Source organism: Sulfolobus sp. B1 (genome assembly GCF_007050195.1).
Lineage (GTDB): Archaea > Thermoproteota > Thermoprotei_A > Sulfolobales > Sulfolobaceae > Saccharolobus.
Window position 1 is genome coordinate 1 of the sequence record NZ_QIMI01000036.1, and the last position, 14383, is coordinate 14383.

General features: G+C 36.3%; 11 protein-coding genes and 1 CRISPR repeat array. Of the genes, 8 read left to right on the forward strand and 3 right to left on the reverse strand.

What is annotated here, in order from left to right; all coding sequences use genetic code 11:
• The first annotated feature begins 553 nt into the window (after window positions 1-553).
• Window positions 554-1429 carry a hypothetical protein gene (locus DMP16_RS04000; protein WP_069284474.1) on the forward strand — a complete coding sequence of 292 codons (876 nt, stop codon included), beginning with the start codon at window positions 554-556 and terminating at the stop codon, window positions 1427-1429.
• Between the two features lie 89 nt (window positions 1430-1518).
• Here DMP16_RS04000 and DMP16_RS04005 read toward each other — a convergent pair whose 3' ends face one another.
• Window positions 1519-2193 (reverse strand): metallophosphoesterase, encoded by a 675-nt coding sequence (locus DMP16_RS04005; RefSeq protein ID WP_069284473.1) that lies wholly within the window; start codon window positions 2191-2193, stop codon window positions 1519-1521.
• Between the two features lie 467 nt (window positions 2194-2660).
• Between DMP16_RS04005 and DMP16_RS04010 the strand changes: the two genes are divergently transcribed.
• The 5 genes from DMP16_RS04010 (at window position 2661) to DMP16_RS04025 (ending at window position 5361) form a co-directional block, all read left to right on the forward strand.
• Complete coding sequence (locus tag DMP16_RS04010; RefSeq protein ID WP_143576911.1) at window positions 2661-2873, forward strand: hypothetical protein; 213 nt, start codon at window positions 2661-2663, stop codon at window positions 2871-2873.
• 196 nt (window positions 2874-3069) lie between these two features.
• The gene (locus DMP16_RS10905) at window positions 3070-3240 is read left to right on the forward strand and encodes a hypothetical protein (protein ID WP_156770097.1); all 171 of its coding nucleotides are present in this window, start codon (window positions 3070-3072) and stop codon (window positions 3238-3240) included.
• A gap of 841 nt (window positions 3241-4081) precedes the next feature.
• Window positions 4082-4501, forward strand: coding sequence for a hypothetical protein (locus DMP16_RS04015; protein WP_231961180.1), 420 nt, complete (start codon window positions 4082-4084; stop codon window positions 4499-4501).
• A gap of 256 nt (window positions 4502-4757) precedes the next feature.
• Window positions 4758-4985 (forward strand): AbrB/MazE/SpoVT family DNA-binding domain-containing protein, encoded by a 228-nt coding sequence (locus tag DMP16_RS04020; RefSeq protein ID WP_069284472.1) that lies wholly within the window; start codon window positions 4758-4760, stop codon window positions 4983-4985.
• Complete coding sequence (locus DMP16_RS04025; RefSeq protein WP_143576912.1) at window positions 4969-5361, forward strand: PIN domain-containing protein; 393 nt, start codon at window positions 4969-4971, stop codon at window positions 5359-5361. Before DMP16_RS04020 ends, DMP16_RS04025 begins: the two co-directional genes overlap by 17 nt.
• Window positions 5362-5369: 8 nt before the next feature.
• Here DMP16_RS04025 and DMP16_RS04030 read toward each other — a convergent pair whose 3' ends face one another.
• Window positions 5370-5798 carry a hypothetical protein gene (locus tag DMP16_RS04030; RefSeq protein ID WP_069284470.1) on the reverse strand — a complete coding sequence of 143 codons (429 nt, stop codon included), beginning with the start codon at window positions 5796-5798 and terminating at the stop codon, window positions 5370-5372.
• Window positions 5799-6404: 606 nt separating this feature from the next.
• Here DMP16_RS04030 and DMP16_RS04035 point away from each other — a divergent pair.
• Window positions 6405-7832 (forward strand): TM1812 family CRISPR-associated protein, encoded by a 1428-nt coding sequence (locus DMP16_RS04035; RefSeq protein WP_069284469.1) that lies wholly within the window; start codon window positions 6405-6407, stop codon window positions 7830-7832.
• Window positions 7833-7868: 36 nt separating this feature from the next.
• Window positions 7869-8060: a hypothetical protein gene (locus DMP16_RS04040; RefSeq protein ID WP_069284468.1), complete on the forward strand. Its 192-nt coding sequence runs from the start codon at window positions 7869-7871 to the stop codon at window positions 8058-8060.
• Between the two features lie 208 nt (window positions 8061-8268).
• Window positions 8269-13220: direct repeats of the CRISPR family, unit length 22 nt; unit sequence CTTTCAATCCCTTATGGGATGC.
• 942 nt (window positions 13221-14162) lie between these two features.
• Here the strand turns inward: DMP16_RS04040 and DMP16_RS04045 are convergent.
• The coding region (locus DMP16_RS04045) for a zinc ribbon domain-containing protein (RefSeq protein WP_221929524.1) at window positions 14163-14383 on the reverse strand (221 nt) is incomplete at its 5' end.

Below are 14383 nucleotides of genomic sequence, written 5' to 3' on the forward strand. Positions count from 1 at the left end.
TTTCTCTCACTCATGAGTACCTTTCAATAAACTCTTTGGCTTGTACTCTCTAAACTGTTGTGCACACAAAAAAATAATCAAGAGAGTTTTTAGGAAACGGGATATAAAGTAAGCTAAGATGGTTTGAAGCATAGGTTAAGGTGAGTGATAATATATTTAAAAACTATAAAGGGGGTAAAGTGACCTCCTACCCGCTATAAATGTCGAGGCTTTACCACACTTTGTAATGAAACATCATTTCTATAGACATTTCAAAAACTTCCTTTACGTGTAAGAATTAAGTTAATAAATTGTTCACAGATGAGGAAAGTCAAACCTAACCATTTTATGTAGAAGCACTTAAACACGCTAGGGGAGCAAAATAGCCCATAGGGCTTTAGATAGCGTAAAAACGTTTTAATTGAAAAAGTCATGAACTAGTCCATTAAGCACCTGCATGTTGTGCAACAAAGTATTACGGAATGGTTTCTCATTTTAAACTTCACACTATAACACCTTGTCTCGGTTTTATTCTTACAAAAGTTTATAAACGTTAATATCCTTTTAAAATTATATGAGTTCAATTAATTGCTTCTTTCAGAATAAAGGCAAAGCAGTAAATATAGCCATAGATCTCGCCAAGGTGGCTGCTAAAATATTTGATAGACTGCCTAAGGTCGTACTAGGAGATACCCAAATATTTGACCTACCTGAATATATCCCTCCTACTCATGGGTTCGACATATGTAGCAAAGAGGCTGCACTGTACTACACCTTTAGCGTTGCAATTGACTACCAGACTAGAGCTAACTTTTTTTGGAAAAGGCTTAGGGAAGCTTATGTGAGGACGATGATTAGGGAAGACCCTAAGGTACCAAAAGGTCTGTTTTACCCAGAGGTGATCTTAAATTACGAGAATAGACCAGAAGAGCTAGCTGACATAATAAAGAGGTTAATAAGACCGAGGTCACATATGAATGCAGCCAAAATATGGTTAGACATCGCTTCGAGCCTCCAGTCATATTATAACTCAGACCCTAGGAATATAACGCCCGTAAAAAGGAAGGTGAATGAAGTCTTTTTCGAGATAAAGAAGTTTAGAGAACTGGGAGGTATTAAAATAGGGAGCCTTTATATAAGAATTATGTGGAGCCTTGGGCTGTTTAAAATAAGTGACCCGGAAAACATACCAGTCGCTGTGGACAGACATGTCTGCCGTTTCACGTATCTGGAGGTATGCGGAAGTCAACCACGTGAAGGAATATGTGATAGGAACAATACAAAGGTAAATATAGCAAAATTCTGGACAGAAGTAAGCAGGGAAGCTGAGAAAATTAATGAACCGTGGCTCAAGTTCCCCTATTACGATTGCGAAGAGAGGAAATGGAAATATACCAATGGCGTTATCCCCGGATACCTCGATGAAGGCATGTGGAGTAGCAAAAAGTAATTAAGCTAACAAAGGATTTTATGTAGTATTTTTATTTATTATTATATTCCCTATAAAATCTAAACATAACTTTATATAGAAATTAATGGTTAGAAAATTAACGAAAATATTTCCTCATTATCTTCATATACTCTTACTTCGTTTTTTTCAGATTCTAATAATCCATAACATCTACGAGTTTGTGAGCTGTCGACTCTAAGATATTTAGTTCCGGAGGGAAATTGATAATAAGAGTAACAGCCAACATGCATGTGTCCGTTAAAGAATAGTCTAGGTTTTAATTCTTCAACTGCTTCAAATACTAGCTTACTGTAGTTATCTGCCCTCATGTTAGGATATATATCTGGAATATAAGGAGGTTGATGAGTTATAAGAATGTCCAGTTTCGAAACAGATTCTTTTATCTTATAAATAGCATTCATGAAATGAGTTGGCGTAGTTCTAGGTATCCCTTTGATATTAGCATCTCCTACAAGTCCGTTAATTCCTGCAATTTTCAAATCCCCAAATTCGAAAACTTTCCCATTTGGCATAGCATAGTTCTCTATCAATGGAAAATTTTCGTGATTGCCATAGACTGTTAGAAGGTTTACTTTTGATAATATTCTCCCGAAATCTTCTGGAGTCATCCCTACGTCCCAATCTCCGGCAGAAATAAGGATCTGAGGATTTGTTTTATCTATTACTTCCAATAGCCATTCAACTGCTACAGACTGGTTATATCCTCTGTAGACTCTGTAGGCCTTATGCACGTCACTGACCAGTAGAGTCTCATAGCTTTATACAAAGAGGAGTAATTTATTAAATTAACTTCCACATGATTTGCTGTACTCACTGACTTCCTCCCCGCCCTAAAGGACGAGGCTTTCCTCACTTTTGTAATATATTCAGTAAACGGGAGCACAAACTTATCAATGAGACTAGTCAACAACAAAGGCAGTAAATACATACACTCAAGTACGTACTATACACGTTTGAAATGGGACTGCAACCACAATTTATAGCTTCATGACGGCGCTATATCCACTAATTAGTGTATCTATTTTTAACACATCTTTTCTAATCCATTTTCTGGGTTAAGTAAAGAACTGATTAAAAAAGTAAAAGGTCACGTTAATAACGCATCATGAATATCAGCTGAAATATAAGCTAATCAGAAATTGTAGCAACTGTTAATAAGAAAGGTATTTCTTGATATACTGAACCTGTTAGTGAGAAGAGGAGTCTATATATGATGGCAAAGTTTGAGGAAGCCTCACCATTTAGGACAGGGAGGATGTCAGCGATAGGTAAATTCAATTCAAGAAAAGCTTTTTACTCTAAAAACAATATAAGAAAACTAGGGAGTGGCGGGTCAGCCGAGGGGTGTTCTTCACGGCTCTGTGTGTCAGCTGTTCATCATTCCCCGCCACTCCCAATTCTTCTTCTGAAAGAGCCTATTTAAAAATTTTTCGTTTTTGACTTTATTATCATTAATATCATGATTATAATAATATTATAAATTGAGAGAATTCTCTTTAGGCGGGAAGAGGTAAGAAAGCCGTCTCACACTCTTCAAGCTTTTTAAACTTACCTGAGGGTAATAATGGTTTAGTAGTATACTTAGTAACCTTTTAACACTTTTAGTACCATCTATAGCTATGATGGAAGTAATTAAAATATCGAGAGAGACAAAGGAGAAGTTGGTAAAGATAGCTGGCAAATTGCAAGCCGAGAGGGGTGAGTTTGAACGAGGCTATAAATTTCCTTTAGAGTTCTATGAAAGTAACAATGAACACGTTATAAACTTAGTGAAGCCTTATCTCCTTTAATCTCTGATATGGGGTTGTTAGTCCTGAGGATATAGATAAAATCGTTTATAGTGGTGATAAAGATTGATCTTACTCGATACCTCCTTTATCTTCTCCTTTTTGAACTCATCTGATTCTAATCACTCCAGAGCCTTAGAATTAATGAAATAGAGTTTACGGTAAACCATACATAACTGATTATATCTTTAACGAGATTCTAACCCTAGTTTTAATCCGTAAAGGTAAGGAATACTCAATTAATGTAAGGAAGACGATAATGAGTCAAATAAAAAATGGTCCCTCGGGACTCGTAGGGATAACAGAAACGTTGTTCAACATAGCATGGGAATGTTAAACTACTTATGATAAGTTAAGCTTCACTGACTGCACTTCGGTAGCCGTTATTAAAACGCTTGGAGAGAAGTTTATAGCGAGTTTTGATAAGGGTTTCGATCAAGTAAAAGACTTAGTTAGAGTTAGTTAGGCTAATAACTTGTCCTATTTCTCTCTATCATACACTGTATTTAGCAACCCCTTTTCTGGTCAATTTTCCCCAACCAATCAAGTACATAACGCAGACCTCTCTCATATTAGGAGAACGGTGAGTAAATCAGTAGGCTAAGTGTAACCCTGATATCAAACCCTCCTCGTATTTGGGATAAGGAAAAGAGATTTATACATATGCTTTCTGTTATACATACTTTCTGACATCCTCCCCGCTATAAAGGGGATTCTTTCCTCACTTTGAAGAACTAAAATCTTGTTTTAGTAACTCTAAATCGAAGAAGTTGGATAAATCATATCTAATGTACGACCCCAATATCTCAAAGACTGATGTAAGATTTATTACTTCTGGGGGTGAATGTATATTCTGGGAGAGAAGTTGTTATTTGATGAGAGACCAAAGAGGACAAGAGAGGAGTTATTCGATAGAGAAGGGGAAATAGAAGAGATAGAGAAAAATGTATACAGACCTTTACTAGCCGGTATAAGGAGAATCGGCAAAACGTCAACTCTGCTAGTGGCACTGAATGAGATAGGTATAGACCACGTAATAATTGTCTGCAGGAGGTTAAAGGAGAACTACGGAAGACAAGAGCTCTACAACCTGTTCTCCAACAGTTTCTCCTCAATTCTAGATAAGATCAGGGATATCCTTTCAGGGGTTAGAGGTGTAAACATTGCAGGAGGTAGTGTAGAGCTTGAGTGGAAAGGGAGGCAGTCCCTATCTTTGGCAGACCTCTTTGATCACCGTGTGTGGACAACAATTTGGTTGATATAAACTGAATTTTGCTTAGGAAGGGTATTTTTAAACTTAGGGCGAGAAGATGAATAGGTTTGATTTCCCAGCACTTAACTCAACAAGAAACACATTAGCAAGGTGCTTATTCTTCCGCAATATACTCTAAACCAATTGCATAAAACAGTTAGACGAAATCATTTCCTCCACACCCACTGCTATAACTTACACCACGTATTACTAGTAACATTTATATATACTAGTAACATTTATATATTAGTAAATTCAATAGTAGCATATGGAAAGGGTTAAGGTTACTAGGAATTACCAGATAACTATCCCTTCTGCTGTAAGGGAGACTTTAGGGATAAAAGAAGGAGACATTTTAGAAGTCTACGTCGAGGGTGATAGGATAGTGATAAAGAAGGTCAAGTCTAAGAGACCTAGGATAAGGCTCAATAAACCCGTAACTTTGGAATACATAGACGAAAGCGTAGAGAGAGGTATGCATGAAAGTCTTGGTTGACACTAACGTTATCATTTTTGACCTCATAGAGGATTCACAGTTCCACAAAGAGGCTGAGGAGCTACTCGATATAGCTGAAACCTGGGTAATACCTTCAATAGTCATCCACGAATTAGTATGGTTCTTAAGGGCTAACAACTTAGAGGACTTAGAATACGTAACAGCCTACTTAGGGAACCCAAAGGCTGAGGTAGTCTTTGACGATTATGAAGTGATAAGGAAGGCATTTGAGATAATGACCAGAGAGGGGCTGTCACTCTCTAGATATAACGACGTGGTCATACTTTCCCACGCTATACTTAGGAAGTTACCCCTCGCTACCTTTGATAAGAGGCTCTCAAGCCTAGCTAAAAAATACGGCATAAACACTGTATAGGACTGACCCTAAAGGAGTGTACTACTGACGTTATAGTACTTATATACATATGTGTTAATACTGGACTCAACTTTGACCTCAAACATTACCTCAAATTTCACCCTCCTTCCTATCAATTCGTTAACAACGCTTTGAGGTAATGGTACGTTTACAGTATAAACCATAGTGTTCCCACCAAAGTTAAAGAAGCAAGTTGGACTTGAGACTTTTATAGTCCTATTTAGTAGCCTAAGCCCTATCACGTAAAAGAAGTAGTGTGATCCCAAAGCTGATGGCGTAGAAACATTTACGTAAAGTGTGAGGTAATCGTCGTTTAGGAACGAACGAGTAATTTTTATCGTGGGGTTCTGAACATAAGGTAAGACGTAACTGGCTACAAGCAAACCAAAGACTAAGGAGATCAACAATATAGGAGGGATCAGATACCGCCAGTCCATAGCATCACTTATCCAGCATGGATTATAAGAGTTTTCGCAAGCTTAGGTAACTGTTTTGTCTAATAGCTTCACGTTTAACGAGAAGAAATGAATTGATCAAAAAACGCGTGAAAATTTAAAAAATGGGACTATTTACTTGCCTTCAGCCTTAAAGTTCTTTGCCCATAGCCTCGAATTATGTCTCACTTCTTCCCTTTAAGGAAGTCCTTCTCATCGATTAGTGCTCACACCTATCTCATAGGACCATGATCGATTGAATTAGTGTTACAGATACTTTGCAGATAACTACCGAGTTCAGGATTGTTTAACTACACTTTGCGATAGACCTTTGATGGTACTTCTTTCTCTCACTCATGAGTACCTTTCAATAAACTCTTTGGCTTGTACTCTCTAAACCACTCAATGACGAGAAGTAGTTTTTCCATGATTAGGTACGAGAACGGGCAGAGGGGAGATAGGTGAATCTTCAAACTCTGATTTCTAACCCACCTCTTTTTAGCCCCTCTACCTATAAAGTGGAAAAAGACTTTAAACACTTTTCATCCTCGCCCTGTAAGGCTTTCATCAAAAATGTTTATAATTTATTATTAGTATACTCCTTACTTGATGAGCTCTCAAAAAAAATCCAAATGCCTAGTATATTTAGCTGGGGACGTGACAAATTATAAACCTATAACATACAGATTTGAAGGGAAAGGAGTAAAAACGTTCTTTTCCGCTCACGCACTATCTAAAATTTTTGAAGTTGATAAAACTATAGCATTACTTCCAGATAGCTTATTATCTAATAAGGATATTGCCGGGAACAAACTATCTCCCGACGATATAAATACCCTTAAAGAAGGGTATAAAAAACTTATTTCAGATAGGGCAGAATCTCTATTGGGTGAAAATAAAATAACTAAAGATATTGAGGAAGATATCAAATCATTAGTCGATAAGCTAGAGATTGAGGTAATACCCAACGTTGGCATAGGGCAGGCAATAAAGGTTAATAGTGATGGACAACTAGAAAAGGACAATAAGGGTTATAAAAGGGTTAAGTACTCTACGTCCAGAAGCCCTGTATTCATCTTTAATACTATTTATACTATATTGCATGATTTAAGTGAAAATAATGAGGTGTTTATAGATCTAACTCACGGGACTAACGTCTTAACGTCAATAACTATGGCTGTGGGGGCTCTGTTCAAATCCCGATTTTTCGCATCACCAATAATGGGAGCACCAAGCCAAGATGAGGTAGATATTGTAGAGCTCACAGATATAGTTGAATCTATGAAGGACTCACTAATGATAGTCTCATCTATAGAAAAGCTTGATGACAGGTACTTTAGAGATTATATAAGCAGGTTAAAAAATATTAATCCCCAGAACTTTAATGATAACGAGAAAGAAGTTATCGATAAAATAAAGGCTAAAGACCCAAATAGAGTGATAGACCTTTTGTGGAATTTAAGGAATGGCTTTACTGTCAATGCAATAAATTCTATGAACGATGTCAGTAAATATCTATCTGAATTAAAAGATGATGTATCTAACTTATCTAATTTTTACAGAGAATGGTATGACCACCCTAATTTAGAAAATATTAAGGAAATAGTTATTTCCAATTTTTACTCGACTTTAAATGTAAATAAAATTATCATTAGTGGGAAAGACGATATAGAGAGGTTAAGGGAGTTAGTCCAGTTATATATTAATGCGTCAATTTATGATAAAGCTTTGTCTCTAGCTAGGGAATTACCTGTTGCAAAATGCCTAAACGATAAAGGAGGAGGAGTCTTCGATGATAATGATGGTACATATAAAGAATGTGATGAAATAACAAATGATATATTAAGAAATAAGCATAGTGCTATAATGCAATTGAGGAATTACTTAGTGCATGGTGGACTATCCAAAGACATGAAAACTGAGGTAAGAAACGGGGAAATAAAAGCCAATGTCCAAATAAGTAAGAAAAAGATAGAGGAGTATGTAAAAGGGAGTTTAACAAAGGACCTAGATGATGTAATGAATAAGATAATGTAAAGTGAAATAAAATTTTTTATATTTTGTACCTTTAAAATGCGTTATTTCCTAAACATCTATTTCATCATAGTATTGGCAATTAAAGACAGTAAGCGAGCAGAAAAGTTTAAGGAGAGGGAGTTTCAGATTATTGTATTAGAAGAGATAGAAATACTAGGAAAATGGGGCGTTATATTAGTAAAAGAAAACGAAATACCAATAGTTAAGAGAAGGGCAATGCACGGATAAAATACAGAGGGAAACAATTTTGCACAAAACTTTATTGGATGAAAAATATTGCTATAAAAAACGTAGAGGAATTTAGAAAGTATAAAAATAATATATAAAGACATATATGAGGAAACTTTTGAAGAGACTAGCTTCTGAAGAAGTTAATAGATTTTCTATTTATAATATACCATAAAAACTTCACTGGGTTTTTACTAGCTTTAAATGTATTTTAGTTCCTTTTGGGATGAATCATGAAGTCGATACTAATTTCATTATGGACGTCATCAAGAATAGCTTTCAATCCCTTATGGGATGCATCTAATAAATCCTATCGATAACAAAGTATATTCATACGAAACCTTTCAATCCCTTATGGGATGCGTCCCGAGAGTACCTAGGTTCCATTTCTTAAACTACAAAACATCTTTCAATCCCTTATGGGATGCGTCGTATCTCAAACACAAGCTACGGGTAACGTACTATATACAGTCTTTCAATCCCTTATGGGATGCGTCCATAATTTTCAATAAAGATAAGCTTTTACAACAAAACCTTTCAATCCCTTATGGGATGCGTCAAAAATCTATTAATTCCAATTAGTGTTTCTAATATTTCACTTTACTTTCAATCCCTTATGGGATGCGTCATAATGACCAATATTCACCCGTACTACGGGCTAATGGATTCTTTCAATCCCTTATGGGATGCATCTTATGAAGTATAAAATATTGCATATGTATATTAATTCCTTTCAATCCCTTATGGGATGCATCATTTTTTGACAAAATCTATTAGCTCTTCAACATCTTCACTTTCAATCCCTTATGGGATGCATCAATCAATTGATTCCAAATCTGAGTTTATTGCGGTCTTGACTTTCAATCCCTTATGGGATGCATCAAAGGTGGACCAGGGGTTTGTAGTTTTCTGTGCTGTGCTGTATCTTTCAATCCCTTATGGGATGCATCTAAATCGTCTCATTAGAAATTCCAGACGGTTGTTTCACCTTTCAATCCCTTATGGGATGCATCAGTATAGCGTCTACAGCCTACATAAAACCAATAAATTATACCTTTCAATCCCTTATGGGATGCATCGAAGGAAATAGGGAGGGACATTGAAATAAAAGAATGGTATCCTTTCAATCCCTTATGGGATGCATCTTTATATACCACTAATAACGTTATGGATAACATATGATACCTTTCAATCCCTTATGGGATGCATCCTAAGAGGGGCTACACATATCATTCAATTTGAGAGAGACTTTCAATCCCTTATGGGATGCATCTTCTTGCCTTTTAATTCAATTTACTCCCCAGTAAAATGAGCTTTCAATCCCTTATGGGATGCATCTTGGTGGAGACATTACGGTAACGCGTCAAGGGCTATTATCTTTCAATCCCTTATGGGATGCATCTCAATATTACTTTGTGGTTAGATATGAAAACGAAGGAATAACTTTCAATCCCTTATGGGATGCATCGATTCGCAATACATTATTATCACAAAACCGGCGAATACTTTCAATCCCTTATGGGGTGCATCTAGGTGTTGCAGAGTTAGAAGGGTTTCATGAAGAATATCCTTTCAATCCCTTATCGGATGCATCTTGGTTATTGTAAATACTGTTTGTGTTTTGCCGTTTAGCGCTTTCAATCCCTTATGGGATGCATCCAAAGTTCTGGCTCCTCAGGGTCTTCTCAATCTTCACTTTCAATCCCTTATGGGATGCATCAATTCTGCTCAGGGTGACTATATGTATACTTATATTAATTTTTCAATCCCTTATGGGATGCATCTTTATAATCCATCACCTGGCGGAATTAACATTAATCAAAATCTTTCAATCCCTTATGGGATGCATCTTATCTCAAATTATCATGTTGAGAAATCAGAACTTTTGGAAATCTTTCAATCCCTTATGGGATGCATCTTAAACGACAAAATTATGGACATAGTTCAACAAATCATCTTTCAATCCCTTATGGGATGCATCAAAGTTCGATAAATTTGAGGGTGAAAAAGAGGGAGATAACTTTCAATCCCTTATGGGATGCATCGGGCGTGAATTACATAGTAATCTAGTGAAGGTCTATAAGTTCTTTCAATCCCTTATGGGATGCATCAAAAATACAATTTTTAAGTACATGTAGCGAATAAAATACCTTTCAATCCCTTATGGGATGCATCACGAAAACATGTGTGGGCGATTATTTAGTAAATTTCTTAACCTTTCAATCCCTTATGGGATGCATCAGATATGGGGACATAATTTTTCAAAACAAAATTTTAAAACCTTTCAATCCCTTATGGGATGCATCGAGTTTCTCGTAAACTTCATGAGAAAAACGGGGAAAAGTTACGTCTTTCAATCCCTTATGGGATGCTTCCGAGAATGAGATTAATAATCTACTGTATCTCGCTAACCGTTACTTTCAATCCCTTATGGGATGCTTCTGTTCGACAACTTTAATCTAAATGTGCAAAGTGACAAAATCTTTCAATCCCTTATGGGATGCTTCACTCCAGTTCTAATTTCAGTACTCCCTTATTGAACACTTACTTTCAATCCCTTATGGGATGCTTCAAGACTTTGCGGTTTGCAAAATTCAAAGTTTGGAAAATTGACTTTCAATCCCTTATGGGATGCTTCTAGTATTTTTAACGTAGCTGAAGATATAGCTGAAGTAATTCTTTCAATCCCTTATGGGATGCTTCATTTACTTACGAGAAAACGACTCGCTACGACTATTTACCCTTTCAATCCCTTATGGGATGCTTCGCGATACCGTTACAATGAATAGGGCGATAGCAGGAGATTACTTTCAATCCCTTATGGGATGCTTCAATGACGATACCAAAACCGATAAGAGAAAAATTTCCAATCTTTCAATCCCTTATGGGATGCTTCTCGTAGAAGTCCGGCGTGTAGTCTTTGTATTTCTTATCTTTCAATCCCTTATGGGATGCTTCATAGGTATATGCATAAAAACAATATAACCAAAGTAGGACCTTTCAATCCCTTATGGGATGCTTCTGATGCAGTGTACTACTTGTGGCACTTGAGGAACGGTAACTTTCAATCCCTTATGGGATGCTTCACGAAGACCAAAATATGCTTATTATTGCAAAGGCTGAAGACTTTCAATCCCTTATGGGATGCTTCAAAGCCCAGACGCGAAAGATGCAATAACTCGGTGAATTTACTTTCAATCCCTTATGGGATGCTTCAATGAAGGGCGATATTATCTCAGAAATACTGGAAACGGTCTTTCAACCCCTTATGGGATGCTTCGTTATAAAGGATAGTGAAACAGACTTAAGGGTTTTTGATATCTTTCAATCCCTTATGGGATGCTTCCTGAGGGCGACATAGACGAGCTATTGGAAAGGCTACATATCTTTCAATCCCTTATGGGATGCTTCTTGAATGTAATTAATAGTGACTTAAGGCTAATACCAGCCTTTCAATCCCTTATGGGATGCTTCTAAGAGATTACAAAAAGAAAATCTTAGAAACTATGAACTGCTTTCAATCCCTTATGGGATGCTTCCTTCGCACAGTAATCCAGTAAAGGTTTACAAATTTAATAGCTTTCAATCCCTTATGGGATGCTTCTTTCTATTTCTTCTATTTCCCTTTTTCTAAATATCTTTATCTTTCAATCCCTTATGGGATGCTTCATGCCTCAAGATAAAAAACCGTGAGATCTGGGTACCCGACTTTCAATCCCTTATGGGATGCTTCCGTAAAAAATTGGAATACATTTCTGGATTGTAGCTGATTTCTTTCAATCCCTTATGGGATGCTTCTCGGAGCAGGCATGGTTATGGGAATAATACTGTTATTATTTCTTTCAATCCCTTATGGGATGCTTCGAGTAAACCAGATAAAACCCCTATAGTAATAGGTGGGTTCTTTCAATCCCTTATGGGATGCTTCATTTCCAGCAATTCTATTGTAGACTTTTATCGTGAAAGACTTTCAATCCCTTATGGGATGCTTCCGTAAAGACATTTATAAACTAAAAAATTTTAGTGAAAAGCTTTCAATCCCTTATGGGATGCTTCGAGTCTTACTTTGAAATTGCTGTAAAGATTTTCAACAAACACTTTCAATCCCTTATGGGATGCTTCTACGAGACCTGCGACCATTAAGCCGATTAACAAATCGATAACTTTCAATCCCTTATGGGATGCTTCTTTTACTGACTTCAAGAAGTGTATGTATTACAAGGTGAGCTTTCAATCCCTTATGGGATGCTTCAGTTAAACAAGTTATGGGTTTCGGCGAAATCATATCCAAACTTTCAATCCCTTATGGGATGCTTCAAGTTTGGACGAAATAAAGAACGAGATCGAAAAAGCGTACTTTCAATCCCTTATGGGATGCTTCTGGGACAGAGTTTGTATTTACTAATATACAATTTCATCAACTTTCAATCCCTTATGGGATGCTTCGTTGTGTAGGCTAAAGATTCAAACTGGGTAGACTGTTGAACCCTTTCAATCCCTTATGGGATGCTTCCTTACTTTCTAACGATAACTGCCAATACCAAAAAATACTTTCAATCCCTTATGGGATGCTTCCATTACAACAATGGTGATAGGAATGCAATTTCTAAACTTTCAATCCCTTATGGGATGCTTCTCAGAAAATCTTTTGCTAAAATTATTTTTATATAGTGAGCTTTCAATCCCTTATGGGATGCTTCGTTTTTACTATTTAGGTATGATGAGTTTATCGGGAAATTTCTTTCAATCCCTTATGGGATGCTTCCATGACGAGCTGGAAAGATATATATAATCAAATAAAAACTTCCTTTCAATCCCTTATGGGATGCTTCACAACCCTATGTTACTATTATATCCGTATTGGCTTAATGGGTCTTTCAATCCCTTATGGGATGCTTCATTTTTGTGTCTGTAATAGATTACAAAATAATGTAAATTTCTTTCAATCCCTTATGGGATGCTTCAATCAATGACCCACAGTGTATTTCATACATGAAAGAAATCTTTCAATCCCTTATGGGATGCTTCTGTGGACTTGTGGACGCCACAGAATTTTGAAAACTATTATTTCTTTCAATCCCTTATGGGATGCTTCTTGGGAGATTTTATCGATATGATATTTTTCGCGTGGGCTACTTTCAATCCCTTATGGGATGCTTCTGATTTGTTTATTAACCCATATTCCTTATCTTCTCCTTCCCCTATAATAAATTTTACTTTAGTCACCTTCCCCTATCATGCGAGTGTTTTTCCTAGTAATAGTCTTTAACGTTTTTCTCTCGCATGGACTTTTAATTTATTTGAAAGTTTGGGTTAATTTATAAACGTTTAATTCACCAAATGATTATCGCAACTCTCGCATTGAGACTCATACTTTTACACTTTTAAACCACTTAATGAAGACTGACAAATACTGTTTGAATTTACGCGTTATAAGGTTATTATATCGTAATAAGGCGTTTAAAGATTTATTGAAAATGATAGAATATATAAAACGATTTTTAACATAACGTTATAGTTATGTTTATAAAGGGGCTTAAATAAGCGCGTTATAACGTAAAAATTGGATTGACGTTAAAATAAAAAGGTTTTATTACATTATAAAATCTATATTTCCCTCAAATAAAAATTACCATGTTTGACTGGTTTGCAGTAGTTAAAGAATCCATAGTTTTTACACTTTTTAGTAGGCTGTATTATTCTAATATTTTTACGGTTTTCATTTCTTTGTATATTCCTTATATTGTCTTCTATTAAGCTTAAAAACCATTGTAAGGGAAATAATTTTGTTAAATTCTATTCATCCTAGAAAATTTTAGGGTTAAAACTGACTTCAAGGTCAGTGCTGGGGCAAGCATATAAGTTTACTCGAATTTTAGGGTCTAGGAAAGCCCCTCTGGTAAGGAGGAAGTCAGAGATGTAAAGGTACTTAAGGAGACTTTTTTATGGTTGAAAGAAGTCAGAAGGTTGAGTCGTCATGAACTATGGCATAAGGGTTTAGCTTCCAATCTTTTCCATCCCCGTTTAAGCACTCTTCTCTGGATTACTCCTCTGACTTTCCATTTTAACCCTAAAAGGCGAGGTTTGCCTTCTCTGAGCTAATTAAGAAAGTCTTATCCCACAGTTTATACAGTATTTATACCCAGCCTTTATTGGATGTCCACAGTTTGGGCACCTTTGGTACTGGAGAATGACTTGTTGTATCTGTTGCAGTATTTGGTTCTCTTGTTGGTAGCTCCCCAGGACGCTAGCTATGTCCACACCACTAAAGGCTCCAGAGAGTAGTGTTAAAAATCTGTTGTGTAGGAATACGTCAGAGACAG

What these genes read in the sequence shown, in the direction of transcription:
- DMP16_RS10905 (WP_156770097.1), top strand. Translation starts at nt 3,070, where the DNA reads ATGATGGAAGTAATTAAAATATCGAGAGAGACAAAGGAGAAGTTGGTA.
- DMP16_RS04035 (WP_069284469.1), top strand. Translation starts at nt 6,405, where the DNA reads ATGAGCTCTCAAAAAAAATCCAAATGCCTAGTATATTTAGCTGGGGAC.
- DMP16_RS04030 (WP_069284470.1), bottom strand. Translation starts at nt 5,798, where the DNA reads ATGGACTGGCGGTATCTGATCCCTCCTATATTGTTGATCTCCTTAGTC.
- DMP16_RS04010 (WP_143576911.1), top strand. Translation starts at nt 2,661, where the DNA reads ATGATGGCAAAGTTTGAGGAAGCCTCACCATTTAGGACAGGGAGGATG.
- DMP16_RS04025 (WP_143576912.1), top strand. Translation starts at nt 4,969, where the DNA reads ATGAAAGTCTTGGTTGACACTAACGTTATCATTTTTGACCTCATAGAG.
- DMP16_RS04040 (WP_069284468.1), top strand. Translation starts at nt 7,869, where the DNA reads ATGCGTTATTTCCTAAACATCTATTTCATCATAGTATTGGCAATTAAA.
- DMP16_RS04000 (WP_069284474.1), top strand. Translation starts at nt 554, where the DNA reads ATGAGTTCAATTAATTGCTTCTTTCAGAATAAAGGCAAAGCAGTAAAT.
- DMP16_RS04020 (WP_069284472.1), top strand. Translation starts at nt 4,758, where the DNA reads ATGGAAAGGGTTAAGGTTACTAGGAATTACCAGATAACTATCCCTTCT.
- DMP16_RS04015 (WP_231961180.1), top strand. Translation starts at nt 4,082, where the DNA reads ATGTATATTCTGGGAGAGAAGTTGTTATTTGATGAGAGACCAAAGAGG.